At 70.4% G+C, this 25,315-nt stretch carries 25 protein-coding genes; 9 read left to right on the top strand and 16 right to left on the bottom strand.

Annotation, left to right across the window (positions count from 1 at the left end):
• Positions 1–2: 2 nt before the first annotated feature.
• The 4 genes from IE307_RS12430 to IE307_RS12415 form a co-directional block, all read right to left on the bottom strand.
• Complete coding sequence (locus tag IE307_RS12430; RefSeq protein ID WP_109629061.1) at positions 3–683, bottom strand: response regulator; 681 nt, start codon at positions 681–683, stop codon at positions 3–5.
• Positions 680–1,849 carry a sensor histidine kinase gene (locus IE307_RS12425; RefSeq protein ID WP_191298051.1) on the bottom strand — a complete coding sequence of 390 codons (1,170 nt, stop codon included), beginning with the start codon at positions 1,847–1,849 and terminating at the stop codon, positions 680–682. The genes IE307_RS12430 and IE307_RS12425 overlap by 4 nt, the downstream gene beginning before the upstream one ends.
• A gap of 178 nt (positions 1,850–2,027) precedes the next feature.
• The gene (locus IE307_RS12420) at positions 2,028–2,774 is read right to left on the bottom strand and encodes a phosphoglyceromutase (RefSeq protein WP_191298050.1); all 747 of its coding nucleotides are present in this window, start codon (positions 2,772–2,774) and stop codon (positions 2,028–2,030) included.
• 5 nt (positions 2,775–2,779) lie between these two features.
• A complete protein-coding gene (locus tag IE307_RS12415) occupies positions 2,780–3,223 on the bottom strand; it encodes a VOC family protein (protein ID WP_191298049.1) in 444 nt (147 codons plus the stop codon).
• Between the two features lie 58 nt (positions 3,224–3,281).
• Here IE307_RS12415 and IE307_RS12410 point away from each other — a divergent pair, with 58 nt between their 5' ends.
• On the top strand, positions 3,282–3,914 hold the full coding sequence (locus IE307_RS12410; RefSeq protein ID WP_191298048.1) for a TetR/AcrR family transcriptional regulator: 633 nt from the start codon (positions 3,282–3,284) through the stop codon (positions 3,912–3,914).
• Positions 3,915–3,965: 51 nt separating this feature from the next.
• Here the strand turns inward: IE307_RS12410 and IE307_RS12405 are convergent, their stop codons facing one another.
• The 6 genes from IE307_RS12405 to IE307_RS12380 all read right to left on the bottom strand — a co-directional run bounded on the left by IE307_RS12405 (position 3,966) and on the right by IE307_RS12380 (position 10,512).
• The gene (locus IE307_RS12405; RefSeq protein WP_191298047.1) at positions 3,966–5,531 is read right to left on the bottom strand and encodes an AMP-binding protein; all 1,566 of its coding nucleotides are present in this window, start codon (positions 5,529–5,531) and stop codon (positions 3,966–3,968) included.
• Positions 5,532–5,929: 398 nt separating this feature from the next.
• A complete protein-coding gene (locus IE307_RS12400; RefSeq protein ID WP_191298046.1) occupies positions 5,930–6,715 on the bottom strand; it encodes a DUF4349 domain-containing protein in 786 nt (261 codons plus the stop codon).
• Positions 6,716–6,844: 129 nt separating this feature from the next.
• On the bottom strand, positions 6,845–7,324 hold the full coding sequence (locus IE307_RS12395; RefSeq protein WP_191298045.1) for a type III secretion system chaperone family protein: 480 nt from the start codon (positions 7,322–7,324) through the stop codon (positions 6,845–6,847).
• Positions 7,321–8,568, bottom strand: a complete 1,248-nt coding sequence (gene mshA, locus IE307_RS12390; protein WP_191298044.1) for a D-inositol-3-phosphate glycosyltransferase — start codon at positions 8,566–8,568, stop codon at positions 7,321–7,323. Before mshA ends, IE307_RS12395 begins: the two co-directional genes overlap by 4 nt.
• Positions 8,565–9,329, bottom strand: coding sequence for an alpha/beta fold hydrolase (locus IE307_RS12385; RefSeq protein ID WP_191298043.1), 765 nt, complete (start codon positions 9,327–9,329; stop codon positions 8,565–8,567). The genes mshA and IE307_RS12385 overlap by 4 nt, the downstream gene beginning before the upstream one ends.
• 43 nt (positions 9,330–9,372) lie before the next feature.
• Positions 9,373–10,512 (bottom strand): L,D-transpeptidase, encoded by a 1,140-nt coding sequence (locus IE307_RS12380; RefSeq protein WP_191298042.1) that lies wholly within the window; start codon positions 10,510–10,512, stop codon positions 9,373–9,375.
• A gap of 93 nt (positions 10,513–10,605) precedes the next feature.
• Here IE307_RS12380 and IE307_RS12375 point away from each other — a divergent pair, with 93 nt between their 5' ends.
• Complete coding sequence (locus tag IE307_RS12375) at positions 10,606–11,337, top strand: SDR family NAD(P)-dependent oxidoreductase (protein ID WP_191298041.1); 732 nt, start codon at positions 10,606–10,608, stop codon at positions 11,335–11,337.
• Here the strand turns inward: IE307_RS12375 and IE307_RS12370 are convergent.
• Both IE307_RS12370 and IE307_RS12365 read right to left on the bottom strand, forming a co-directional pair.
• Positions 11,291–12,304, bottom strand: a complete 1,014-nt coding sequence (locus tag IE307_RS12370; protein ID WP_191298040.1) for a chymotrypsin family serine protease — start codon at positions 12,302–12,304, stop codon at positions 11,291–11,293. The two genes, IE307_RS12375 and IE307_RS12370, sit on opposite strands and share 47 nt — an antisense overlap.
• Before the next feature lie 76 nt (positions 12,305–12,380).
• Positions 12,381–13,481, bottom strand: a complete 1,101-nt coding sequence (locus IE307_RS12365; RefSeq protein ID WP_229904645.1) for a UDP-N-acetylmuramate dehydrogenase — start codon at positions 13,479–13,481, stop codon at positions 12,381–12,383.
• On the opposite strand from IE307_RS12365, the gene IE307_RS12360 reads away from it, so the two are divergent.
• The 5 genes from IE307_RS12360 (at position 13,480) to IE307_RS12340 (ending at position 17,184) form a co-directional block, all read left to right on the top strand.
• A complete protein-coding gene (locus IE307_RS12360; RefSeq protein WP_191298038.1) occupies positions 13,480–13,968 on the top strand; it encodes a DUF2505 domain-containing protein in 489 nt (162 codons plus the stop codon). The two genes, IE307_RS12365 and IE307_RS12360, sit on opposite strands and share 2 nt — an antisense overlap.
• Positions 13,947–14,753 carry a class I SAM-dependent methyltransferase gene (locus IE307_RS12355; protein WP_191298037.1) on the top strand — a complete coding sequence of 269 codons (807 nt, stop codon included), beginning with the start codon at positions 13,947–13,949 and terminating at the stop codon, positions 14,751–14,753. The genes IE307_RS12360 and IE307_RS12355 overlap by 22 nt, the downstream gene beginning before the upstream one ends.
• Before the next feature lie 82 nt (positions 14,754–14,835).
• A complete protein-coding gene (locus IE307_RS12350; protein WP_229904644.1) occupies positions 14,836–15,561 on the top strand; it encodes a maleylpyruvate isomerase family mycothiol-dependent enzyme in 726 nt (241 codons plus the stop codon).
• Between the two features lie 37 nt (positions 15,562–15,598).
• Positions 15,599–16,450: a formyltetrahydrofolate deformylase gene (gene purU / locus IE307_RS12345; RefSeq protein ID WP_308436355.1), complete on the top strand. Its 852-nt coding sequence runs from the start codon at positions 15,599–15,601 to the stop codon at positions 16,448–16,450.
• Positions 16,396–17,184, top strand: a complete 789-nt coding sequence (locus IE307_RS12340; RefSeq protein WP_191298035.1) for a hypothetical protein — start codon at positions 16,396–16,398, stop codon at positions 17,182–17,184. Before purU ends, IE307_RS12340 begins: the two co-directional genes overlap by 55 nt.
• An 18-nt stretch (positions 17,185–17,202) precedes the next feature.
• Here IE307_RS12340 and IE307_RS12335 read toward each other — a convergent pair whose 3' ends face one another.
• Positions 17,203–18,177, bottom strand: a complete 975-nt coding sequence (locus tag IE307_RS12335) for an aminotransferase class III-fold pyridoxal phosphate-dependent enzyme (RefSeq protein WP_191298034.1) — start codon at positions 18,175–18,177, stop codon at positions 17,203–17,205.
• 129 nt (positions 18,178–18,306) lie between these two features.
• On the opposite strand from IE307_RS12335, the gene IE307_RS12330 reads away from it, so the two are divergent.
• Positions 18,307–19,374 (top strand): LOG family protein, encoded by a 1,068-nt coding sequence (locus tag IE307_RS12330; RefSeq protein WP_191298033.1) that lies wholly within the window; start codon positions 18,307–18,309, stop codon positions 19,372–19,374.
• Positions 19,375–19,423: 49 nt separating this feature from the next.
• Here the strand turns inward: IE307_RS12330 and IE307_RS12325 are convergent, their stop codons facing one another.
• Both IE307_RS12325 and IE307_RS12320 read right to left on the bottom strand, forming a co-directional pair.
• Positions 19,424–19,882 (bottom strand): hypothetical protein, encoded by a 459-nt coding sequence (locus tag IE307_RS12325; protein WP_191298032.1) that lies wholly within the window; start codon positions 19,880–19,882, stop codon positions 19,424–19,426.
• Between the two features lie 58 nt (positions 19,883–19,940).
• Entirely contained in the window at positions 19,941–21,089 is a 1,149-nt protein-coding gene (locus IE307_RS12320; RefSeq protein ID WP_191298031.1) for a hypothetical protein, read from the bottom strand.
• Positions 21,090–21,326: 237 nt separating this feature from the next.
• On the opposite strand from IE307_RS12320, the gene IE307_RS47270 reads away from it, so the two are divergent.
• On the top strand, positions 21,327–24,728 hold the full coding sequence (locus tag IE307_RS47270) for a WD40 repeat domain-containing protein (RefSeq protein WP_191298030.1): 3,402 nt from the start codon (positions 21,327–21,329) through the stop codon (positions 24,726–24,728).
• Here IE307_RS47270 and IE307_RS12310 read toward each other — a convergent pair.
• Complete coding sequence (locus IE307_RS12310; RefSeq protein ID WP_191298029.1) at positions 24,717–25,265, bottom strand: YbaK/EbsC family protein; 549 nt, start codon at positions 25,263–25,265, stop codon at positions 24,717–24,719. The genes IE307_RS47270 and IE307_RS12310 overlap by 12 nt on opposite strands.
• Positions 25,266–25,315 lie beyond the last annotated feature (50 nt).

Here is a 25,315-nt window from a genome sequence, read left to right as displayed (position 1 = left end):
CGTCAGGACTCGAACTTGTAACCCAGACCCCTCACGGTCACCAGGTGGCGCGGGGCCGACGGGTCGGGTTCGATCTTGGACCGCAGCCGCTTGACGTGCACGTCCAGCGTTTTCGTGTCGCCGACGTAGTCCGCTCCCCACACCCGGTCGATCAGCTGTCCACGGGTCAGGACGCGGCCGACGTTGCGCAGCAGGTACTCGAGGAGGTCGAACTCCTTGAGCGGCAGGCTGATGTCCTGGCCGCTGACGGTGACGACGTGGCGTTCCACGTCCATCCGCACCGGACCGGCCTCCAGGATCTGCGGGAGCAGGTCCTCGGACTCGCCGCCGCGGCGCAGCACCGCGCGGATGCGGGCGATGAGCTCACGGGCCGAGTACGGCTTGGTGACGTAGTCGTCGGCGCCCAGTTCGAGCCCCACGACCTTGTCGATCTCGCTGTCGCGGGCCGTCACCATGATCACGGGGACGGCGGAGCGCTGGCGCAGCTGCTTGCACACGTCCGTGCCGCTCATGCCGGGCAGCATCAGGTCGAGCAGCACGATGTCGGCACCGTTGCGGTCGAACTCCTCGAGCGCCTCCTGGCCGGTGGCGGCGAGCGCCGCGGTGAACCCCTCCTTGCGCAGCAGGAAGGCGAGCGGATCGGCGAAGGACTCCTCGTCCTCCACGATGAGCACCCTGGTCACAGCTCTCCTCCTGGGTCACCCGTGCCAGCCGGCACGAGAGTCGGGTTCGGTTCCGCCGCGGCGGGGATCCGCAGCGTGAAGGTGGACCCCGTTCCTGGCAGGCTCCACAGCTTCACCTCACCGCCGTGGTTGGCGGCGACGTGCTTGACGATCGCGAGCCCGAGGCCGGTGCCCCCGGTGGCCCGCGACCGGGCCTTGTCGACGCGGTAGAACCGCTCGAAGACCCTGATCTGCTGGTCCTCGGCGATGCCGATGCCGCGGTCGGTGACCGCGATCTCGACGTGACCGTCCACCAGCCGCCTGCTCACGCTGACCGGACTGCCGGGCGGCGAGTACGCGACAGCGTTGTCCAAGAGGTTCGTCAGCGCCGTGACCAGCAACGACCGGTCACCGGGAACGACGAACCCGCTCGGCTCGTCGACGTTGATCGCGATGTTGACGGACTCGGCGGCGAGCTTGGACCTCGACAGCGCCTCGTTGATCACGACGTCGATCTCGGTGTCGGCCAGCTCCGGCAGCTTCTCGGCCCCCTGCAACCGCGACAGCGCGATCAGCTCGGTGACGAGCGCGCCGAGGCGGGTGGCCTCCTGCATGATCTTCGCGCTGAACCGGCGGACCTCGTCCTGGTCGTCGCTCGCGTCCAGCACGGCCTCCGCGAGCAGCGCCAGCGCGCCGACGGGGGTCTTCAGCTCGTGGCTGACGTTCGCCACGAAGTCGCGCCGGGTCTTCTCCAGCCGCACGGACTCCGACTCGTCCGTGGCGTCCACGACCGTGAAGTCCTCGATGAGCAGCCGGACCTCGGCGTGCACGGCCTCGGGCTGCCGCCCCGTGCGGTAGCCCTCCAGCGGCGAGAGGTCGACGTACACGACCTCGTTGCTGTTGCGGACGCCCTCGGCGGCCTTGCGGGCCCGGTCGTCGACGCGGTTGTTGCGCACGATGCCGAGCTCTTCGGCGCGGGGGTTGTGCAGCACGACGTCGCCGAAGTGGTTGAGCACCACGATGCCGTCGTGGGAGTCCTGGACGATCTGCTGGATCAGGTCGGCGACCGTGAGGCCTTCCGGCTTCTTGGGCTGCCTTGGTGCGGTGAACCGGCCGATGAAGAAAGCGGCTATCGCGCCGATGAGCGCGAGGCCGATCGACACAGCGAGGTAACCCGTTGTGGTCACGAGGCGAATGGTAAGCAGCTCAGAGGTGTCTTGGCCTAGTGCGGAAGCGTGAACCGTGACGCCTGTGACACCTCAGTGGACGGTTGTTCCGCACCTGGTCAGCCGCCGTTCACCCAACCGTGTCCTAAGACGCGGAAAGGCGCACCCGACGGGCGGGTGCGCCTTTCTCGGAACGGGGTCAGCGACCCTGGTTCGCCACCGCCGCGATGGCGTCCTTGGCGGCGTCGGGGTCGAGGTACTCGCCGCCCGGCTTGAGCGGCTTCAGGGCCTCGTCGAGGTCGTAGCGCAGCGGGATGCCCGTCGGGATGTTCAGCCCGGCGATGGCCTCGTCCGAGACGCCGTCGAGGTGCTTCACGAGCGCGCGCAGCGAGTTGCCGTGCGCGGCCACGAGGACCGTCTTGCCGGCGCGCAGGTCCGGCACGATCGAGGACTCCCAGTACGGGATCATCCGCTTCACGACGTCGAGCAGGCACTCGGTCAGCGGCAGGTCGGGGCCGAGGTCCGCGTAGCGCGGGTCGGTGTCCTGGCTGAACTCGCTGCCGGGCTCGATGGGCGGCGGCGGGGTGTCGTAGGACCGGCGCCAGAGCATGAACTGCTCCTCGCCGAACTCCTCGAGCGTCTGCTTCTTGTTCTTGCCCTGCAACGCGCCGTAGTGGCGCTCGTTGAGGCGCCAGTCGCGCTTGACCGGGATCCAGTGCCGGTCGGCGGCGTCGAGCGCGAGGTTCGCGGTCATGATCGCCCGGCGCATGAGGCTCGTGTGCAGGACCTCCGGCAGCACGCCGGCCTCTTTGAGGAGCAGCCCGCCGCGGCGGGCCTCCTTCTCGCCCTTCTCCGACAGGGGAACGTCCACCCAGCCGGTGAAGAGGTTCTCCGCGTTCCACGTGCTCTCGCCGTGGCGGAGCAGGACCAAGGTTCCGACAGACATGGCGGCTAGCCTGCCATGCCGACCCGCCTGCCGTACCCCGGCCGGTCACCGTGATCCACGCCATGTTCCTGGTCGGTGTACAGGTGGATCTCCAGCCCGTCGGGGTCGTTGAAGACCAGCAACCAGCCGATGCTCGCCTCGATCTCCGGTGAGTGCGGGATCTTCAGGCCGTCGAGGTGGGCGATCCAGTCCTGGAGGTCCTCCCGGGTCTCCACGGCCCAGTTGACCGGGTCGAAACCGGCGATCGCGCGCGCCTTCCCGGGGTTCTCGCGCAGGCTCAGCCCCGCGGCGCCACCGCTCACGTAGCCCGAGACACCCCGGACGACGCCGTCCGCGTTGGCGAACTCCCACTCGGGCTCGAACCCGAACACCTCGCGGTACCACTGAGTGCTCCTCGCGAGGTCGCTCACCGGGATCTTCACGCCTCTGATGCCTCTGAGCTGCGCCATCTCGGTCTCTCCTTTTCAATGCAGACATGCTGCAACGAATACGGCTAGACTGCGCTCGATGAAGGACGAAGTCAAGCGTTCGTACAGCTCACCGCTGCGGGAGCAGGCGGCGGTCCAGACGCGCCTGCTGGTGCGCGACGCGGGTCACCGGCTGTTCGCGCGGGACGGGTTCGCGGCGACGTCGATGCGGAAGATCGCGGCCGAGGCGGGCGTGTCCGAGCGGACCGTGTACACGCACTACCCCAACAAGGTCGAGCTCTTCCAGGACGCGCTGAACGTGGCGATCGCGGGCGACGAGGAGCCCGTGGCGATGCGGGACCGGCCATCGTTCGAGGAGCTGCTGCGCGTTCCATCGGCTCGCGAGCTGATCGCGGAACTGGTGCGGCGCAACGCCGTTGTGCTCGAGCGGGCCGGGGCGCTGATCATGGCCGGCGTCGAGTCGTCGGGGGCCGATCCGGACATGCGGCGGATCTCGGACGAGGGCGAGCAGGCGATGCGGGCGAACTGCCTGGCGCTCGCCGAGGCGCTGGCGGGGACCGGGGAGGTGCGGGCGGAGTACGACGCCTCGCAGGTGGCGGACGTGCTGACGACGATGTGCTCGCCGCACGTGCACAAGGTGCTGGGCTGGCCCGGCGACCGCTACGAGGCTTGGCTGGTGGCCGCACTGCAGGCCACATTGCTGGCCGGCTGAACGAGAACGTGGCGGCTCCCGGACAGGGAGCCGCCACGTTCTCGGGGTCGATCAGGCCTGTTCGCGAGCCCTGAGGTCCTTGCGCAGGATCTTGCCCGCCGCCGACTTCGGGATCGCCTCGATGAACTCCACCACGCGCACCTTCTTGTGCGGTGCCACGTTCGCGGCCACGAACGCCATCACGGCGTCACCGTCGATGGACGAGCCGGCCTGCCGCACGACGAACGCCTTCGGCACCTCCTCGCCGTCGGCGTCGCGCACGCCGATGACCGCCGCGTCGGCGATCTCGTCGTGGGTCAGGAGCACGGCCTCGAGCTCGGCCGGGGGGACCTGGTAGCCCTTGTACTTGATGAGCTCCTTGACGCGGTCGACGATCGAGACGATGCCGTCGGCGTCGATCACGGCCACGTCGCCGGTGTGCAGCCAGCCCTCGTCGTCGAGGGTGGCGGCGGTGGCCTCGGCGTTGTTGAGGTAGCCCTTCATGACGTTCGGGCCGCGGCACCACAGTTCGCCGCGGTCGCCCGCGCCCACGTCCTCGCCGGTGGCCGGGTCGACCAGGCGGCACTCGAGGTTCGGGATGATCACGCCGACGGTGCCGACCGAGATGTCGTCGCGGCCGTCGGGGATGGCGTGGCTGACGGGCGACATCTCCGTCATGCCGTAGCCCTGCACGACGCGGCAGCCGATGCGCTTGCGCACGGCGGCGGCCAGGTCCTCGTCCAGCGGGGCGGCGCCCGAGAAGAGGGTCTTCAACGGCGAGAGGTCGTAGTTGTCGACGATCGGGTGCTTCGCGAGGGCCACGGCGACCGGCGGTGCGATGTAGACGCGGTCGGTCTTGTGCTCGGCGATCACGCGGAGGAACTCCGGCAGTTCGAACCTCGGCAGGGTCACGACGACGCCGCCGATGTACAGGCCGTTGTTCATCAGGACCTGCATGCCGTAGATGTGGAAGAACGGCAATACCGCAAGAATTCGCGTGTGCGCGCCGACGTCCGAAAGAATTGGGCCGCATTGCACGAGATTTGCGACGAGATTGCGGTGCGTCAGCATGACGCCCTTGGGCAGCGCGGTCGTGCCGGACGAATACGGCAGCACCGCGATGTCGTTGGCCGGGTCGATCGAGACCTCGGGCACCGGGTGCGAGTTCGCCAGCAGTTCCGGCAGCGACGGGTAGCCCTCGGCGCCGTCGAGCACGACGACGTCGGTCACGCCCGCCTTCGCGGCGCCCGGACCGGCGTTCGGGAGCAGCACGGAGACCGTGAACAGCATCTTCGCGCCCGCGTCGTGCAGCTGGTGCGCGACCTCGTCGGCCGTGTAGAGCGCGTTGATCGTGGTCGCGGTGGCGCCCGCGCGCAGGATGCCGTGGAACACGACGGCGTAGTACGGGGTGTTCGGGCTCAGGATGCCGACGACATCACCTTTGCCAATACCTCGCGCGGCCAGCGCCGCGGCCATGCGGTCGATGGCACCGGCGAGCTGGCCGTAGGTCATCTCGGCGCCGGACATGCCGTCGATCAGCGCAACCCTGTCCGCCCGGTCGGCTATGTCGCCGAACAGCAGCTGGTGCAGCGACACGTCGGGGATCTCGACGTCGGGGAACGGACTGCGAAAGACCATGCGGCGACCTCATTCACTCGCTGAACATCCAGCCTGTGGGCACATCGTGAGCCAGCCCACTGGGGAGGTCAAGGACAACTCGATCGCTACAGGGCCGTTACTTTGCGCCGCTAAATACACTCGAATGGAGTAATACAAGCACTTGTGATTGCAAGGACGTATCTGAGAAGTTGATACCGCCTCCGCGAGTCGGCTCCCACGCTTACTCGACGAGCGCGAGGCACATGCGCGATTCGTCATCCCCCGTCGAATCGTGTGGCCCGCTTGGGATCCGCAGGCTCCCCCCGTCCACGGATCCCTGCAGCGGGGACCTTTGACGCGGAACGGCTCGATGCGACTCCCCCTCTCTCCCGAGCCGTTCCGCGCATCACCAAAGGCCCACTCTCAGTAGACTTTGATCACCCTGCTTCGTTCGTACGGGTGACACGCCTCCGGCGCCGCAGCAGGTAGACCACCGCGAACGCGGGAATCCCCAGCGCCACCACGAACGGCAGCATGGCGCCGAGTCCGATCAGGATCACGCCCGTGACCGCGACCAGCGCGTTCCAGCCGCCGGCCAGAGCCCCCAGGAACCCGACCTTCTCCTCCTCGGGCGGGGCGATCGGGGTGGTCGCGACGTCCACGGTCAGCGTCGCCATCGCGACCTGGCCCTTCAGCGACTCGCTGCGCCGCTGCATCGACTCGAGCTCGGCCTGCCGCTTGGTCAGCTCGCTCTCGACCTGCGCGACCTCCGAGGTCGACCCGGCCCGCTCGAACAACGCCCGCAGCCGCTCGACGCTGGCCTTCTGCGTGGCGATGCGCGACTCGACGTCGACCATCTGGTCGGTGACGTCCTGGCTCTTCACCTCGCTGCGGGTGACCTCGCCGACGTTCGCCAGGTCCTGCACGAGCTTGTCCAGCTCGCTCGACGGCACGCGCACGGTCACGGACCCGGACTTCTTGGTCGAGTTCTCCTGTCCCGCGAACCCGCCCACCGCCCGCGCGCGGTCCTTGACCTGGCCGATGGCCTTCAGCACGTCGTCACTGCGCAGGTCGACGTCCGCCGTGCGCACCAACTGGCGTTCCTGCTGCTGCACCGGCTGCACGGCCGGCGCGTTCTCCCCGTTCTCCCGCTGAGGCGCAACGTTCTGCGCCGCCTGCGGTGGTGCGGCGGCATCCTTCGCCGACGTCCCCCCGCTGTTCATACTGCTTCCGCACCCGGCCGTAGCCAGGGCCAGCAACGCGACTCCCACCAACAGCACTGGTCTGCCCATGCCAGTCGGACGGGCGAGGGCGGACCGGGGGTTGCCGGGGAAGCCGAAACGAGTCGGCGGCTACTCCGAAACGAGATGTTGGAACGCCGCCAGGTTCGCGAGCGACTCGCCGCGCGACACCCGCCAGGCCCACTCCCGCCGGATCGCGTCGGCGAACCCGATCTCGAGCAACGGGTTGAAGTCGCCGTCCGCCGCCTCCAGCACCTGCCCGAGCACGCGGTCCAGCTCGTCGGCGGTCACGGCGTGCTTGCCGACCCGTCCGACCAGGTAGATGTCACCCTCGGCGTCGATCGTGTAGTGCACGCCGTACAGCCGTGCGTTGCGACGCAGCAGGAACCGGTAGACGTCCTCGAACGACTGGTCCGGCCGCCGGCACACGAAGGCCTCGACGACCAGCGCGTGCGAGGTCTCGACCAGCCACACGTTGGTCTGCAGCTTCTTGGTGCCCGGCAACGTCACGAAGAACTTGCCCGGCTCACGCCGGTCGTACTGCAGCTCCCGTTCGTCCAGGAACTCCTTGATCACACCATCGACGCTCAAGCGAAAACCTCCCGGCGGAACACCTCTGCCGCCTCTTGATACCCCGCCAGCAGGGCATCAGTCGTGCGGTCCCACGAGAAGCGTCGTGCATGTCCCACGGCGTTGCTCGCCAGGTGCTCCCGCTGCGGCAGCGCCACCCCGCTGATCGCCGACGCCCACTCGCCGGGTTCGTGCCCGTGCACGAGCACCCCGGAGACGCCGTCGTTGACCGCCACGGGCAGCCCGCCCACGGCCGCCGCGACCACGGGCGTCCCGCAGGCCTGGGCCTCCAGCGCCACCAGTCCGAACGACTCGTTGTGGCTCGGCACGGCGACGAGGTCGGCGGCCCGGTAGACCTGCGCCAGCGCCGGACCCGGCTGGGGCGGCAGGAAGCGCACCACGTCGGTGATCCGCAGCTGCGCGGCCAGCTCCTCCAGCGCCTTCGGCCGTTCCGTGCCCGAACCCGAGGGCCCGCCCACGATCAGCACGACCAACCGGGACCGCAGGCCGGGATCGCGCACGAGCATCTCCGCGGCGGCGCGCAGCAGCACGTCAGGGGCCTTCAAGGGCTGGATCCGGCCGACGAACGCCAGCACGATCGCGTCCTGCGGGACACCGAGCGACTGCCGGGCACCGCACTGGTCGCCGGGCGTGAACCTGTCGAGGTCGACACCCGGCGGCACGACGGCGACCTTGGACGGCTCCGCGTCGTAGAGCTTGATCAGCTCGCCGGCCTCGATGTCGGTGTTCGCGACGAGCCGGTCCGACTCGTTGACGACCTGGTCCTCGCCGATCACGCGCATGCGGGGCTCCGGCGCGTCGCCCTCGGCCAGCGCCAGGTTCTTGACCTTGGCCAGCGTGTGCGCGGTGTGCACCAGCGGCACGCCCCAGCGTTCCCGCGCGATCCAGCCGACCTGCCCGGACAGCCAGTAGTGCGAGTGGATCGCGTCGTAGTAGCCGGGCTCGTGCCGTGCCTCGGCGCGCAGGACGCCCGCGGAGAACGCGCAGAGCTGACTCGGCAGCTCCTCCTTGCCCAGGCCCTCGAACGGGCCCGCGGCGACGTTGCGGACGCGCACGCCCGGCGCCAGCTCGACGACCGGCGGCAGCTCCGACGACGTGGCGCGCGTGAAGATCTCCACCTCGACACCGCGCTGGGCCATCCGCGTGGCCGTCTGCACGATGTAGACGTTCATCCCGCCCGCGTCCCCCGTCCCCGGCTGTTCGAGCGGCGAGGTGTGCACTGAGAGCACCGCCACGCGCTTCATCGGGCGACTCGCAGGAGATCGGCGGCGAACCGCTCCGGCCGCTCCAGGAACGGCGCGTGCGCGGTGTCGGGGTACAGGCTCAACTCGGCTCCGGGGATCAGGGCGGCGGAGTACTCGGCGGCGGCGGGCGCGACCACCTCGTCTTGAGTTCCGTGCACGACCAGGGTCGGCACGTCTACGGCCTTCAACACTTCGGCGCTGCCCACGTCCCTGCGGAACAGCTCACCTCGCACTTTATGGCTGACGGAGGTGGCCGCGGCTGTGAGTTCGGCGACCGTGGCTGCGGGCAGGAGAGGGGCCATGGCCTGGCAGAACGTCGCCAGCACGGCGTCGTCGGTGATCGCGCCGGGCAACGCGGCCCTCATCACCGGCCCGGTCTCGCCTCCGGGGCGACCGCGGCCGATCTCGGTGATGGCGCTCACGAACACGAGCGCGCCGACGTTCGCGGTGCCGTGGAAGCGCAGGTAGTCGGTGATCACGAGCCCGCCGTAGGACCACCCGACGAGCGTCGCGGGCCCGGTGTGGTCGAGCACTGCCTCGACGTCCGCGGCCCACTGGGCGCTGTCGCGGTAGTCGCCGAAGTCGTCAGAATCGCCGTGTCCGCGCAGGTCGACGGCGTAGGTGTGGAAACCGGGCAGGTCCCAGACCGCGCCCGTCTGCGCCCAGCCGTGCAGGAGGACCACCGGGGGCGCGCCGTCCGGACCTGATTCGCGGACGGCCAGCCGTCCCCCGCCGGCCGCCGTCACGCGTGTCAGATCCACACAGGTGCGAACGACCTGGCCGGGGGACGCATTCCCGCCGGTGCTACTTGACGGCGGACTTGCCCTTCCACTGGTCCCACGAGAGCTGCCAGTCGTACCAGTCGAACTGCGGCGGCAGCGTGGTGATCGAGTTCGTCACCTCGACCGGGTCGCCGACCAGCGCCGAGTCGAAGTACGCCTTCGCGTCGGCCTCCAGCAGGTTCGCGCAGCCGTGCGAGGTGTTGTTCGTGCCGATGTTGCCCGCGTTGTCGTTGTTCTCGTGGATGAACTCGCCGTGGTTCGAGAACCGGACGGCCCACTTCTTCACGACGTTGGTGTAGCCGTAGCGCGGGTTGTCGAACGAGAACGTGTCGTGCTTCGACATGACCACGAACGTGCCGTTCGGCGTCGTGAGCTCGGGGTCCGCGTCCTTGCCGAACGACGCCGGGTAGTCGGCGGTCTGCTGGCCGTCGCGGAACACCTTGAGCCGGTGCGTCGGGTTGTCGATCTTCACGACCTGGTTGCGGCCGATGGTGAAGTCGCTGGTCACGTCGGCCTTGCCGAACGCGCCGCCGCCGTAGTTCACGCCGTAGAGCTTGGCCTCGACCTTGACCGTGGTGTTGGCGGGCCAGTACTTCTCCGGGCGGTAGTGCACCTCCTGGGCGTTGAGCCAGGCCCACGAGCCCTGCACGTTCGCCGAGTTGGTGACCTTGAGCGCCTTCTCGACGGTCGCCTTGTCCTGGACCGGCGCCTCGAACTTGACCATGATCGGCGCCGCGACGCCGACGGTCTGGTTGTCCGAGGGCCAGAGCGTCGCGCGGGTCTGCGAACCGGGCGCGACGGTGGTGAACGAGCCCTTGAGCTCGACCGGCTTGCCGTCGGAGCCGACGGCCTTGCCTGAGAAGCTGTACGTCTTGCCGTAGCCGAGCGGCTCCGCCGTCGTCCAGCCCGACTTGTCCTCGGTGAGGGTGCCCTTGACGTCGGCGCCCTCGGGTGACTTCAGTGCGACGGACTCGATCTTGCCGTCCACCACGGTGACCTGGACCGGGGTCGTGACCTGCACGTCCTTGGTTCCGTCGACCGGGGACACGGTCACCTTCGCGGACGGCAGCGAGCTGTCCGCCTTCGGTGACCCCGCCTCGACACTCGAGCAGCCGGTCAGCAGCGTCAGTCCAGCGACCAGCGCGACAAGTGTTCTCTTCACGGTTTCGACCTCCCACCATGGTGGACGTCCAACACGACCGGGTGGTGCGAGTGACGTCGGTCACAGACGATCCGGCGGCCTACGATCGAGGTCGTGAATCGACCTGTCGCAGTAGTGACCGGAGCAAGCGCGGGCATCGGCGAGGCCACCGCGCGGCGGCTGGCCGCCGAGGGCTTCCACGTCGTGCTCGGCGCACGTCGTCTGGACCTCCTCCACGTTATCGCGAAGGAGATCGAGGGGACGGCCATCGAGCTGGACGTCACCGACGAAGCCTCCGTCGCCGCCTTCGCGGACCGGGTACCCCAGGCGAACGTGCTCGTGAACAACGCGGGCGGCGCCCGCGGGCTCTCGACCGTCGCGGAGGGCGTCGCGGACGAGTGGCGCTGGATGTGGGAGGCGAACGTCCTCGGCACCCTGCTGGTGACCAAGGCGTTCATCCCGAAGCTGATCGAGTCCGGGGACGGGCACATCGTGTCCGTGACGTCCGTCGCGGCGTACGAGGCCTACGACAACGGTTCCGGCTACACGAGCGCCAAGCACGCCCAGTCGGCGCTGCACCGGACGCTGCGGGGCGAGCTGCTGGGCAAGCCCGTGCGGATCACCGAGATCCAGCCGGGCATGGTCGAGACGGACTTCTCGGCGAACCGGTTCGGCGGCGACACCGAGCGCGCGGCCAAGGTCTACCAGGGCATCGAGCCGCTGGTCGCGGACGACGTGGCGGACGTGATCGCGTTCGCCGTCACCCGCCCGTCGCACGTGAACCTGGACACCATCGTGCTCAAGCCGCGGGCCCAGGCCTCCGCGACGCGGGCACACCGGGAGTGAGCAGCTCCACGTCCAGCTGACGCAGGACGGGCTCGATGGGGTTCGCGAATCCCGTCGAGCCCGACCCGGCGACGTACAGGCCGACGACCCGGTTGTCGGCGTCGACCAGCACGGCGCCGCTGTCCCCGTGGTCGCCGAAGCGCTCGGACGAGTGCACGCGGATCTGGTCGCGCAGGGTCCGGACGCCGATGCCGTCCTCGAAGTCGAGCCTGACCGTCGCGTCCGTCGACTCGATCACGCCGTAGGTGAGCCCCGTGGTGCGGCCGCGTTTGCGCACGCTCGAGCCGATGACCGCCCCGGCGCTGCCCGTGATCGCGCCGATGTCGAGCACCTCCGCGCGGAACGGCCTCGCGCCCATCCTCAGCCCCGCCGCGGACACGGCTCCCGCGAGCGCCGCCCGGTCCAGCACGGCGACCTGGTCGGCACCGGGCGCCCCACCGTCCACTCTGGACGGGTGCAGGAACTCGTCGCCCACCGACCACGAGTCGTCGACGCAGCCGACGTGGAACGTGGTGAGCCCCAGCACCTTCCCCGGCTCGCCCCGCGTGAGGGCGAACGCGCCGAGCGTGCCGGCGATCACGTACTCACCGGCCCGCTCGACCTCGGGAGGCACGACCCGGAAGGACCTCGCCGGGCCGATGCCGATGCCTCCGCGCAACACCGCGTGCCGTTCCACCGCACCGGGTTGCCCGTCCGACGCGCGGGTGAGCCTGGCCCGGTGCAGCACGATCGACTCCGCGACCACGTCGGTCGGCACGCCGCGGACCTCCACCGGGATCTGCTCCGGGTGGTGAGACCCCTTGGCGCACACGTAGACCACGATCGCGGCCCTGCCGGTCGGGCGCCCACCGGTGACCTTCTCGCCGATGTCGACGCCGATGACGCCCGGCCGTGACAGGAACTCGTCTTCGACCATGCGCTTGACGGGCCTGATGACCTCGCGCTCGTTCTCGTCGAGGTAGCTCATGGCGACCTCCGTTCCCCGCCTACCTCAATGAAACACGCCAGGTAGCGGTTCGTCACACGGAGTCACCCGAACAGAGCTAGAGGTGCACGCCCACGAAGACCGGTTCCGGGTGCAGTTCCACGCCGAACGCCGCCCGCACGCCGTCGCGCACCTCGCGGGCGAGGTCCAGCAGGTCCTCGGTCGAGGCGCCGCCGCGGTTGGTCAGGGCCAGGGTGTGCTTGCCGGACAACGACACGCGGCCGCCGGGGCCCTGGTGGCCCTTGCGGAAGCCGGCGCGTTCGATCAGCCACGCGGCGGAGAGCTTCCTGCGGCCGGGGCCGGCGGGGTAGCTCGGCACGTCGACGTCCGCGCCGAGGCGTTCGGCGATGCGGATGAGCACGCCGTTGAACGTCGGCTCGTCGATGACCGGGTTGGTGAAGAACGAGCCCGCGCTCCACGTGTCGTGGTCGGTGGGGTCGAGGACCATGCCCTTGCCGCGGCGCAGCTCCAGCACGGCCTTGCGGGCCGCGTCCGCCGGAACGCGATCACCTTGCGCCACACCGAGGACGCGCGCCAGCTCGCCGTAGCGGATCGGCGCGGACATGCCCCCGGAGGTGAGCGAGAACCGGGTGCGCAGCACGACCGCGTGCTCGGTGTTCTTCAGCGTGCTGGTGCGGTAGTCGAGGCCCAGCTTGGCGGCGGGCACCTGGTGCACCTTGCCGCTGCGGCGGTCGAGGATGTCCACCGACTGCAGGACCTGGGAGATCTCGACGCCGTACGCGCCGACGTTCTGCACGGGCGTGGCGCCGTTGAGGCCCGGGATGCCCGAGAGGCACTCGAGCCCGCCGAGGCCCTGCGCGACCGCCTCGGCGACGACCGAGTCCCACTCCTCGCCCGCCTCGACGGTGAACTGGACGATGCCGCCGCCCAGCGGGTCGAGCCGGAAGCCCTTGGTGGCGACGTGCACGACGGTGCCGTCGAAGCCGCTGTCGGAGATCACGAGGTTGGACCCGCCACCGAGGACGAGGACCTTCTCGTCGGCGTCGGCGTCGGCTGTCCGCACGGCTTCGACCAGCTCAGCGGCGGTCGTGGCGTGGACGAACCGCGCGGCCGGGCCACCGAGTCGGAGCGTGGTGCGCTCGGCCAGAGGTACGGACTGCGTGGTGGTCACAGACGTCAACGGTAGCCTCCGCGACATGGCACGCCGCATCGAGCACCACACCACGTCACCCCATTCGGCGGAGAAGGTCTTCGGCGCGATGGTCGACGAGACCTATCTGCGGGACAGGCTGGCCGCGATCGGCGGCACGAACGCCGCGCTCGTCTCGTTCGACAAGACCGACGAGCGGACGTCGTACCAGCTCAAGCAGGGTGTGCCCGCCGAGCACCTGCCGTCGGCGGTCAAGGCCGCGCTCGGCGGCGACCTGGTGATCCAGCGCACCGAGACCTGGGCCGCGGGCGCCGGCACGGTCGAGGTGGCCGTCGGTGGCGTGCCCGGCCGCCTCGAGGGCTCGTTCGTGGTCCTGGACGACGGGTCCGGCTCCAAGACCACCCTCACGGGGGAGGTCAAGGTCAGCATCCCGCTGCTGGGCGGCAAGCTCGAGAAGCTGATCGCCGAGCAGGTCGCCGTGCTGCTCGACAAGGAGAGCGAGTTCACCTCGCAATGGCTCGCAAACCGCGCCTAGCGGCCGGCAGGGCCCGCGCGCTCGGCGTTCCGACCCGCGGCACGACCAACCCGAACCGCCTGCGCCGGGTCGACCGGTGGATGACCGGCACGCTGTCCTCGTTCCTGGCCGGCGCCGCCGATCCGCTCGTCGTCGACCTCGGCTACGGCGCCACGCCGATCACCACCGTCGAGATGGCCGCCCGGCTGCGTGCCGTGCGGCCGGACGTGCGCGTGCTCGGGCTGGAGATCGACCAGGAGCGGGTGGACGCGGGCAAGGCCGTGGCGGACCCGCCGTTCCTCGACTTCCGGCGCGGCGGGTTCGAGCTCGCCGGGGCGCGGCCGGTGTTGTTGCGCGCCTTCAACGTGCTGCGCCAGTACACCGAGGAGCAGGCGTTCGAGGCGTGGGACACCATGCTGTCGCGCATGGCTCCCGGCGGCCTGGTCGTCGAGGGCACGTGCGACGAGATCGGGCGCCGGTGCACGTGGGTGACGCTGTCGGCGGAGGGGCCTTTGCGGTTCACGCTGGCGTGCAAGCCGTCCGCGATCGAGACGCCCGGTGACATCGCCGAGCGGCTGCCCAAGGCGTTGATCCACAAGAACGTGCCCGGCGAGCGCGTGCACGCCCTGCTGGCCGAACTGGACGCCTGCTGGGCCACCGCGGCCCCGTTCGCCCCGTTCGGGCCCAGGGCCCGGTGGGTGGAGACGGCGCGGCTGCTCACCGAGCGCGGCTGGCCCGTGCTGGACGACCGGCGGCGGTGGCGGCTCGGCGAGATCACGCTCGAATGGGCCGCCGTCGCGCCCTAGCGCCCCTGCTCCGCACCTCTGGCCGCGATGCTGAGCACGCAGCGAGGTGGAGGTCGCCGGTCGCATCACTATGGTGGGGTTCGTGGACTTCGTCGCGCAGATCGAGACCCAGGCCTCCCTGATGCGTTCGGCCGCCCTGAAGGCCGGTCCGGACGCCGAGGTTCCCACGTGTCCTGAGTGGACGGTGCTGAAGCTCGTGCGGCACATGGCCGAGGTGCACACCTGGGCAGGGCAGGCCGTCGTCACCGAACCCTCGTCCGGCCGGCCGGAGTGGCCGAAGGCCCCGCGCGACTGGGACGAGGCGATCTCCTGGTGGGACAAGGGGTTGGCGAGGTTGGTGGAGCGGCTCCGCGAGGTTCCGGCCGACCGTCCGGCGTGGACGTTCCACGACGAGCAGGTCGCCGGTTTCTGGGCGCGCAGGCAGGCGCACGAGACGTCGATCCACCGCCTGGACGCGGAACTCGCCGCCGGCGCCGAGCTGCCGTCGCTGGTCTTCGACTCGGAGTTCGCCGCGGACGGCATCGACGAGATGCTCACGATCATGATGCCCCGCCAGCTGGTGCTCGGCCGGGTCGTCGAGGCGACGGGTCACGTCCTCGTGCACGCCGCCGACGCGGGTCAAGCGTGGGAGGTCTGGCTCGCGCCCGGTGAGCCGCTGGTCGTGACAGGTGTGCTCGACTCGGCCGTGAACGCCGACGCCACCCTCGCCGGCACCGCCGACGCCGTCTACCGGGCGCTGTGGGGGCGGCCGGGCCACGCGATCGTGTCGGGTGACGAGTCCCTGTTGGCGGCGCTGCCCAGGCCGTGAATACTCGTGCGTCGTGTCATCGCCTGAACGTCGCTATGTGATCACCTTCGGCTGCCCGGACCGCACCGGCATCATCGCGAGGATCTCGTCGTTCCTCGCGGACAACGGCGGCTGGATCGTCGAGGCCGCGTACCACACGGACCCGGAGACGGGCTGGTTCTTCACGCGCCAGGAGGTCCGCGCGGACTCCCTGCCGTTCGGCGTGGACGAGCTGCGCGAGCGCTTCGCCGCCGTGGCCGCGTCCCTGGGCGCGCAGTCGACGTGGACGGTGACCGACACGGGCTCCCGCAAGCGCGTGGTCATCCTGGTGTCGAAGGAAGGCCACTGCCTCTACGACCTGCTGGCGCGCGTCGCGACCGGCGAGCTCGACGTCGAGGTGTCGGCCGTCATCGGCAACCACCCGGAGCTGGGCGACATCACGCGCGCGCACGGCATCCCCTTCCACCACGTGCCGTTCCCGGTCAACGACCCGGAGGGCAAGCAGGCGGCGTTCGCCCAGCTGCGGCTGCTGGTCGAGAAGCACGACCCGCACGCCGTCGTCCTGGCCCGCTTCATGCAGATCCTGCCGCCGGAGCTGTGCGCGGCGTGGACCGGTAAGACGATCAACATCCACCACAGCTTCCTGCCGTCGTTCATCGGCGCGCGCCCGTACCACCAGGCGCACCGCCGCGGCGTGAAGCTCGTGGGCGCCACGTGCCACTACGTGACGGCCGACCTGGACGCCGGGCCGATCATCGAGCAGGACGTGATGCGGGTGCACCACGGCGACTCGGTGGCGGACATGGTGCGCAAGGGGCGTGACATCGAGAAGGTGGTGCTGGCGCGCGGGTTGCGGTGGCACCTGGAGGACCGCGTGCTCGTGCACGGCAACCAGACGGTGATCTTCTGAGCGAGAACGAGAACAACCGCGGGTGGCAGTGGCTGCTGCCCATCAGCCTGATCGCCGACGTCTCGGCGATCGTGACCGTGCTGTCCGGGTCTGCGTCGACAGCGGCGTTGGTGATCGGCGCCGTCGCGCTGCTGATCGGAGCCGGCCTGGTCGTCGGGAAGATCGGCAAGCCGGTCGACAAGGTCGTCCTGCTGGCGGTCGTCGGCATCATCGCGGGAACGGCGGCGGTCACGGTCGTGGCGACCCGCGCCGCGACGAGCACGCCCGGCCGGGCCCTGGAGACGTCGAACTCCAGCCCTGTCCCCACGACGGGCTCCTCGACCGTCCCGACGGCCACCACCACGTCCGCGCCGCCGCAGGAGGCCCCCGGCGTCAAGCGGACGAGCAAGGACAGGCTGGTCCAGCTCACGCGGGGCTACGGCGTCGACCTCGACTCGGCGGCGCTGGACTGGGGCGCGGTGCGGACGAACGAGGGCGACCAGCGGTACGACCTGTCCTACGACGGCTACAGCTTCGCGGCGCGTGAGGACCTGGCACCGGTCAAGGCCGGCGCGACCTTCGACGACTGCGTCGCCGCCGGGTACAAGAGCCAGGTGAGCGGCCAGGACGTCGCTCCCGACGCCACCTTCTGCGTGAAGACCAACGGCAGGACGTTCGCCCGCGTCCGGCTCACCGAGGTGAAGACCGGTGACCTGCTCGTGCTGGACGTCCTGGTGTGGGCGCCGAAGAGCTAGCACGAGCAGGTCGCCGGGTCAGATCTTGTTGGCGGCCATGCCCACCGCCTCCACCAGCCACCCCGCGTCCGCCGCCGACATCACGGCGGGCGGGGTGAAGCCGACCGTCCGGCCGCGGAAGTCCGCCAGCACGCGCCGCCGCAGCAGCTCACCGGTGAACACGTCGGCGGCCCGCTGGTCCGGCAGCTCGACGCCGAGCATCAGCCCCCGCCCGGTCGCGTGCGCCTTGCCCGCGACCACGGCACGCAGCCCGAACAGCAGCTCGTCGCCCAGCAGCTTGGCCCGCTCGACCAGCCCCTCGGACGCGGTGACGCGCAGGCAGGCGTTGACGGCGGCGGAGGCCAGCGGCGACACCGACTCGGACCCGCGCCGCAGCGGCACCTCGACGTCGGCGGAGGCGACCACGGCGGCGATCGGGAGCACGCCGCCGGACAGGCCCTCGCCGACCAGCAGGATGTCCGGCGTCACGTCGTCCAGGTCGACGCCCCACCACACGCCGAGGCGGCCGAGGCCGGAGCGCGTCTCGTCCACGACGAGCAGGGCGCCGGACTCGCGGCACACCTCGGCGACGGCGCTCAGGTAGCCGGTGGGCGGGAGGGCGGCGCCGCGGACGGGTTCCACGAGCACGCACGCCGGCGGTCCGGAGGCCAGGGTGGCGCGCAACGCGTCGATGCCGCCGTACGGGACGTCGCCGGTGGTCAGCACACGTGGGCGGCCGTTCGCCTGTGCGAGGGCCACGGCGAACTGGGCGGCCTCGGAGGCCGACGGGAAGGTGTGGACGTGGTCGAGGCCGTTGGGCGTGACCAGGTCGAGCATCAGGCGGTCGAGCAGTGACGGCCGGCGCACCTGGCCGACCACGGCCTGCACCACGGCCGGGTGGGCGTGGCCGAGAAGAGGGACTCCGTACCCGCCGCAGTCGAGGTACTCGACGCGGTGGGGATCTACCACTCGTGCGCCTCGGGCGGCGCATCCTGTCAGCAGTTCGGTGGCCATTGCGGGGAACCTTTCCTGGGCAGCGCGGCCCGCGGCCGCTCGTCTCGGGACGGCGAGCGGACCTGTGTTCCCACCACTACATTCGGATTCGACGGCACGGTGGTTCGCCCGAGGCATAGGCTTTTTCCCGTGCGGATCGAAATCACCGACCTCGACCAGTTGCGGGCAGCCCCTGACCTGCGCAAAGCCGTCATCATCGGGCTGGACCTCACTCGCGAGGACGTGCGGGTGCCGTTCGACGGGGCGCTGCTGCTCGGCTGCACCCTCAGCGAGACCATGCAGCGCAGGGTCGACGCCGCGGGGGCGCTGGTCTTCCCGGTCATCCCCGACCTGCCCTACGACGTGTACCGGTCGAGGCTGTACACGCCCGCGGAGCTGTTCGCGGGCTTCGACCCGGCCGACCCCCGGTCCTACGCGGACACGCCCGACGCGGAGATCTACCGGCACAGCAAGCAGCAGGGCCACCACCCCGACCCGTTGCACGCGCTGGCCGAACGCCTGCACGACCACTCCATCACCGAGGCCCTCGACGACACGCTGACGGGCTCGCCGATCGCGGTCATGGGCGGCCACGCGCTCGCCCGCGGGTCGGAGGGCTACCGCAGCGCCGTCGCGCTCGGCGCCGCCCTGGGCCACGCGGGTTTCACCGTGCTGACCGGCGGCGGACCGGGCGCCATGGAGGCCGTGCCGCTCGGCGTCCGGCTCGGCGAGGTGAACACCGACGTCCTCGACGCCATCGCGCAGGCCCCGTCGTTCGGCCACGACGACGAGTCGATCGGCCGGTGGCTCGCGGTGTTCCCGGAGATCCGCAGCTTCGACACGCCGCGCACGATCGGCATCCCGACCTGGTTCTACGGCCACGAACCGCCCAACCCGGCCTGCGAACTGCACGCGAAGTACTTCGCCAACTCGGTGCGCGAGGAGGGCCTGCTCACGGTCGCGACCGGCGGCATCGTCTACACGCCGGGCAAGGCCGGCACGGTGCAGGAGGTCTTCCAGGACTTCACGCAGAACTACTACGGCAGCGTCGGCCCGGCCGCGCCCATGATCTTCCTGGGCGTGGACTTCTGGACCGACGAGGTCCCGGCCGCGCCGCTGGTGCAGAAGCTCGCGGCGGGCCGGGAGGCGGAGCAGTGGATCCTCGTCACGGACGACGTGGACGAGGCGATCGCGCTCCTGTCGAAGTACCAGTCGTAGTGGTGTGAACGCCCTCGCGACCCCAGCAGGGCGCGAGGGCGATCAGCTCCTACTGGTAGCGGTAACCGGGGCCCGTGCACTCGATGTCGCCACCGGCACCGCGGTCCCAGGTGCAGGGCCAGCCGTTCAGCACGCTGTCCTCGTAGTAGTTCTTGTTGCACTGGCCCCAGCTGCCCTTGCCGAGACTGGTGATGCAGGTGCCGTTGCGGTACAGCGAGCCGTTGCGGATGTTCTCCCAGTACACGCCGGCGGACGCGCCGTCAGAGTCCTGGTCCTGCACCCACCAGTGGTCGCCGCCCTTCTCGTAACAGATCTCGACGGCCGTGTAGGAGTGGCACGTCAACTGGGAGCGGGGCGGCAACGTGCCGGCGACGGCGAACTCGATCCCGTCGGCCGCCGCGCCGATCTCGGACACCGCCTGCACCGACGTGACCTCCGCCGATGCGGGTGCCAGGGAGCCCATCACGGCCAGGAAGGCCATGGAGAGGGCGAGCACGAACTTGCGCATGAAGAGTTCCTCCAGTTCGTAAGGGTTTCCGCCTCGAAGCAGGCGGACGTGAGTGGGCTCAGCCGATCTCGCTGAGCGGAACGGCGAAGATCGCCCGCCGGTCGATGAACGTGCTCTTGTCCTCGGTCCAGGCGTGTTCCGTGACGGTCCAGAGCTTTCCGGCGGTGATCCCCGGACCGTGCTCGTGGTAGAGGTCCTCGCCGCCGATGGCCCAGCTGTGGGAGTCCGTGGTGCCGTTCAGGACACCGGAGTGCATCCAGCTGTGGTTGCGGTTCGAGCTGCGGCCGAGGTAGTAGCGGTTCTCCCAGGTCTGGACGCCCTGGAGGTTGCTGCGCGGCACGGTCACGACGTCCTGCGGCACGGCCTTGCCGTTGGTGAGCACGAGTCGCCGGGACGAGGCGTCGACGCGGTAGCGGACCACCCGGCCGCCGTCGACGGCGGCATCGGTGCTGCGCTCGTTGCGGTACTCGCCGACGACGAGCGTGTCCGGTGTGGTGCTGCGGTCCAGCGACAACGACGAGAAGCACAGCTGCGAGGCGCTCGGCTCGCAGTCTTCCGCCTGCACGGGCTGCCGGTACCAGCCGACCTGCGGCAGCACGTACTTGTAGTTGTGGGCGTAGTAGTTGCCACCGCTCTTGCCGATGCTGTCCTGCGCGTCGGACACCTCGAGGAGGCGTTCGACGTCGAACACCCGCAGGCCGCCGTCGGTGTCGGCCACGTAGAGGTGGTGGCCGAGCCAGGCGAGGCCGCCGGCGTGGATCGGCACCGCCTTGTAGTTCGCGTTCGCGGTCGGCTCGACCAGCAGCACGTGCCGGTACTTGCGGTTCTTCACGTCGACGAACGAGATCCGCACGCCCTTGTCCGGCCCGGCTGCCTTGTAGTGCCAGCTGACGAGCAGGATGCGGTTCTCGCCCCACAGGCCGTCGTCGTCGGCGTCCGACGAACCGGTGACGCCTTGGGGGATCCAGTAGTCGACTTTGCTGTCGCCGGAGTCCCAGCAGAACTTCTCGGTGCTGTGCAGGATCTGCCCGGACGTCAGCGGGTAGTCCGTCCGGTCGTAGTTCTCCGGGAGCGCGTGCTGCTGCGCGCTGTTGCAGGACGTGATGTCCCGGTTGGCGTCGCGCAGCAGCGCGGCGACCGACGTCGTGGTGCCGACCGCGGTCTGCAACTGCGCCGCGGAGGACTCCAGGCTCCAATCGGGCGTCAATGCAAAGGCACCCGTTGGGCGGCTGTGGATTAGGTCGTCTGCCGCCTCTTGCGCCTGCACGGGCAACGCCGCGCTCAACACACCCGTCAACGCCACTAGAAGTGCTGTGCGCCAGCGTCTGGTCATCATCGCTCCTGCTCAGGCCGAAGTCGTTGCGGTGTCAGGTCTAGAGCGGGCCGGGTTGATCAGGCAGAGGCGCGGGCGCTGATCAATCAACTGAGATCAACTGGAGTCCGCGTGGGCAGACGAGAGCGGCCGATCGATCCCGAGGAGGGCCCGGTCCAGCGGTTCGCGTGGGAGCTGCGGCAACTGCGGGAGAAGGCGGGCTCACCGAACTACCGGACGCTCGCCCAGCGCGCGCACTACTCCGCCACGGCGCTGTCGCAGGCCGCCGCGGGAGAACAACTGCCGTCGCTGGCGGTCGCGCTCGCGTACGTCCAGGCGTGCGAGGGCGATGTGGCCCACTGGGAGCAGCGCTGGCGTCAGGCCGCCAAGGGGGAGACCGACTCGACGCCGTACCTCGGGCTGACGGCGTTCGGCATCGGGGACGCCGACCGGTTCTTCGGACGGGACGACCTCGCCGCAGACCTCGTGGACCGCGTCCGGGAACAGCGCGTCGTCGGTGTGTTCGGGCCGTCCGGGTCCGGCAAGTCCTCGTTGATCCACGCCGGTGTGCTGCCCGCCCTGACGGACTGGACGGTCCTCACCGCGACGCCGACGACCTGGCGGGGCGGCGAGGCCGACCTCGTGGTGGTCGACCAGTTCGAGGAGCTGTTCACCCACTTCGACGACGCCGCCGACCGCGAGGCGTTCGTCGCGTCGTTGCTCGACGGCGGCCGACGGGTGCTGCTGGCCGTGCGGGCGGACTTCCTCGGCCACTGCGCCGCGGTGCCCGCGCTGGTGGAGGCGTTGCGCAACGCCCAGGTGCTGGTCGGGCCGATGACCGACGACGAACTGCGGGCCGTCGTCGAGATGCCGGCCGCACGCGCCGGGCTGAAGGTGCAGCCGGACGTGCTCGCGGCCGTGCTGGCCGACGTGCGCGGGCAGTCGGGTGCGCTGCCGTTGCTGTCGCACGCGCTGCTGGAGACGTGGCGAAGGCGCGAACGCGGCCGGTTGACGCTCGAGGGGTACCGGGCGAGCGGTGGAGTCACCGGCGCCGTCGCGGCCACGGCCGAGAGCACCTACGGCGAGTTGTCCGTCCGTGGACGAGCTGTCGCGCGCGCAGTGCTGCTACGGCTCGTGCAGACCCACGACGACGTGAACGACCTGCGCCGCCGAGCTCCGCTGGACGAGGTGATGGCCGCGGGCAGACCGTCCGACACCGCACACGTCGTGAACGTTCTCGCGAACGCACGGCTGATCGTCGTCGCGGACGGTGTGGTGGAACTCGCGCACGAAGCGCTCGTGCGCGCGTGGCCTCGGCTACGGCAGTGGATCGACGACGACCGGGAGTCGTTGCGGCTGCACCGCGACTTCACCACCGCCGCGACGGCGTGGCAGGCGGCCGGCCGCGACCCCGGTGAGCTCTACAGAGGCGTCCGGCTCGCCGCGATGCGCGAACTGGCGGGCCGGATCGAGTGGCCGGTCTCGTCCAACGAGGTGGAGCGCGAGTTCCTGCAGGCGGCGGTGGACGAGGAGAGTGCCTCCCGCCAGGCGGCGGATCGGCAGTCCCGCCGGTTGCGCACGCTGGTGAAGTCACTGGCCGTGCTGACGGTGGCGTGCCTGGTGGTGATGTCGGTGGCCGTCGTGCAGGGCAACGCGGCGTTGCGGGAGCAGCGGGTCGCCGAGTCGCGCCAGATCGCCGTGCAGGCTCAGGACCTCAGCGCGTCGTGGCCGGATGCCGCCGCACAGCTCGCCGTGAACGCCTACCGCACGTCGGCGACCGCCGAGGCACGCGGCGCGTTGCTCAGCACCGCGGCCTACAAGCCCGCGCGCACGGTGCTGAAAGACCATCGAGGACCGGTTCGCGCGGTCGCGTTCAGCGCCGACAGCTCGTTGTTCGCCACCGCGGGTGAGGACCACTCGGTGCTGCTGCGCTCGCCCTCGTCTGCAGCAGCACCCACATCTCTGTTGCAGCACAACGGCACCGTGCGCGCGCTCGCGTTCATGCCCGGCGGCACCGCACTGGTCTCCGCGGGCGACGACAAGCGAATCATCTTGTGGGACACCAGAACGCATCTGCCGTTGCGGACCATCTCCCTCGACAGCGAGATACGAGTGCTTGTGCTCTCGACAGACGGAGCGACGGCGGCGGTGGCGACGGCCGACGGCCTGATCTCGTTGTGGCGCACGGAGGACTGGACGCGCACGGGCGAGGTCCTGCACGAACTGGGTGAGGTCCACGCCCTGGCGTTGAACGGATCCGTGCTCGCCGCCGGCGGTGCGAAAGGCACTTTGGTGGTGGAGAACGGCGTCCCACGCACGTTCACCGATCACGTCTCCGCCGTTCGCACAGTCGCGTTGAGCCCCGACGGCCGTGTGCTCGCTTCCGGCGGGGACGACTACCAAGTGGTGTTGCGAGTGCTGGCGACCGGCAAGACGTCCGGGCTGCGCAGACACGTCGGCGGTGTGCACTCGGTGCAGTTCGACGCGAGCGGCACCAAGCTCGTGTCGACCAGCGACGACGGCAGCATCCGCTGGTGGACGGTGCCCGACGGCGGCTGGCTGACCGGCCTGATCACCCGCACGCACCCGTTCTACGTGGCGGCGCTCAGCCCGGACGGCACCTGGTTCGCGGCGGGCGGCGACGAGAGCGTGAGCCTGTGGAACCAGCCGCTGCCGCCCCTGACCGGCCACACCAGCCCGCCGGACGGCATCGCGCTCTCCCCGGACGGCGCCACGCTCGCCACCGGCAGCCGCGACCGGATGGTCCTGCTGTGGAACCAGGAGGGCAGGCAGGTCGGACGCATCGACGTGCCGGCGCACGTGACGGCGCTGGCGTTCCGGACCGCCGACGAGATCGTGGTCGCCGACGTGCGCGGCGTGCTGTCGTCGTGGCGGACCGACGGCCTGCTCCTGCGCACGTGGCAGGGGCACCGCGGCGCGATCAAGAGCCTCGTGGTGTCCGGCGACCGCGCGATCACCGGCGGTGCGGACGCCGCGGTCGTGGTGCAGGACCTGAACTCGCCCGAGCCCGGCCGTCCGCTGCCCGCGGGTCACTCGGGCCCGGTGAACACCGTGGCGGCGGTCGGCGACCTCGTGGTCTCCGGCGGTGCCGACGGACGCGTGCTGCGGTGGTCGGGCGAGCAGGTCGAGGTCGTCCGGGAGACCGGCCCGGCGGTGAAGTCGATCGCCGCGGTGCCGGGTTCGGACCTGCTGGTGGTGGGCGACGCGGGCGGCGAGGTCGCGCTGTGGGACCGCAACGGCAAGGCGCGCACACTCGTCACCGGCCGAGGCGCCATCGGGGCGGTCGCCGCCAGCCGGGACGGCACGACCGTGGCGGCCGCCGCGAACGACAGCCTGATCACGTTGTGGCAGGTCACCGACGGCACTCAGATCGCGACGCTGACCGGGCACACCGGCCCGGTCAACGCGGTGCTGTTCGACGCGGGCGGCGACCTCACGTCGTCCGGGCCGGACCCGCGGGTGATCCGGTGGGAGCTCGACCCGGACCAGGTGATCACCCGGCTAGCGGGCTAGCTCCGGCAGGACCTCGGCCCCGGTGAGCTTCATCAGCACGTCACCGGGGATGAGGATCTTGCTGCCGCGGATGCCGCTGCCCACGATCAGCTCGGGGGCGGCGGCCACCTCGGGCGAGACGAGGATCGGCCAGTCCGCCGGCACGCCGACGGGCGTGATGCCGCCGTACTCCATGCCGGTCAGCGCCACGGCCTCGTCCATCGGCGCGAAGGAGGCCTTGCGCGCGTCGAGCCGCTTGCGGATGACGCCGTTCACGTCCGCACGCATGGTCGCGAGCACCATGCACGCTGCATAACGGACCACGTCACCGCGCTTGCCGGCGACGACGACGCAGTTGGCGGAGGCTTCGAGGGGCGAGCCGTAGTGCGCGCAGAACTCGGCGGTGTCGGCGAGGGTCGGATCGATCTCCGCCACCGCGACACGATCAGCACCGTCCAGCAGCTTCAACGCGGCTGCGACCGGTTCCGGCACCAGGTCGAGGCGAGACAGCACGGGGACGGGTTCCAACGAACCAGCGATAGTCCACACGCCACTCATCCTGCCAAACTCCGTTTGACCTTGACGCAACGTCAACCCCTACCGTCATT

It is taken from the genome of Lentzea cavernae (genome assembly GCF_014653695.1).
Taxonomy (GTDB): Bacteria; Actinomycetota; Actinomycetes; order Mycobacteriales; family Pseudonocardiaceae; genus Lentzea; species Lentzea cavernae.
This window is presented reverse-complemented; position numbering and strand designations above follow the sequence as displayed.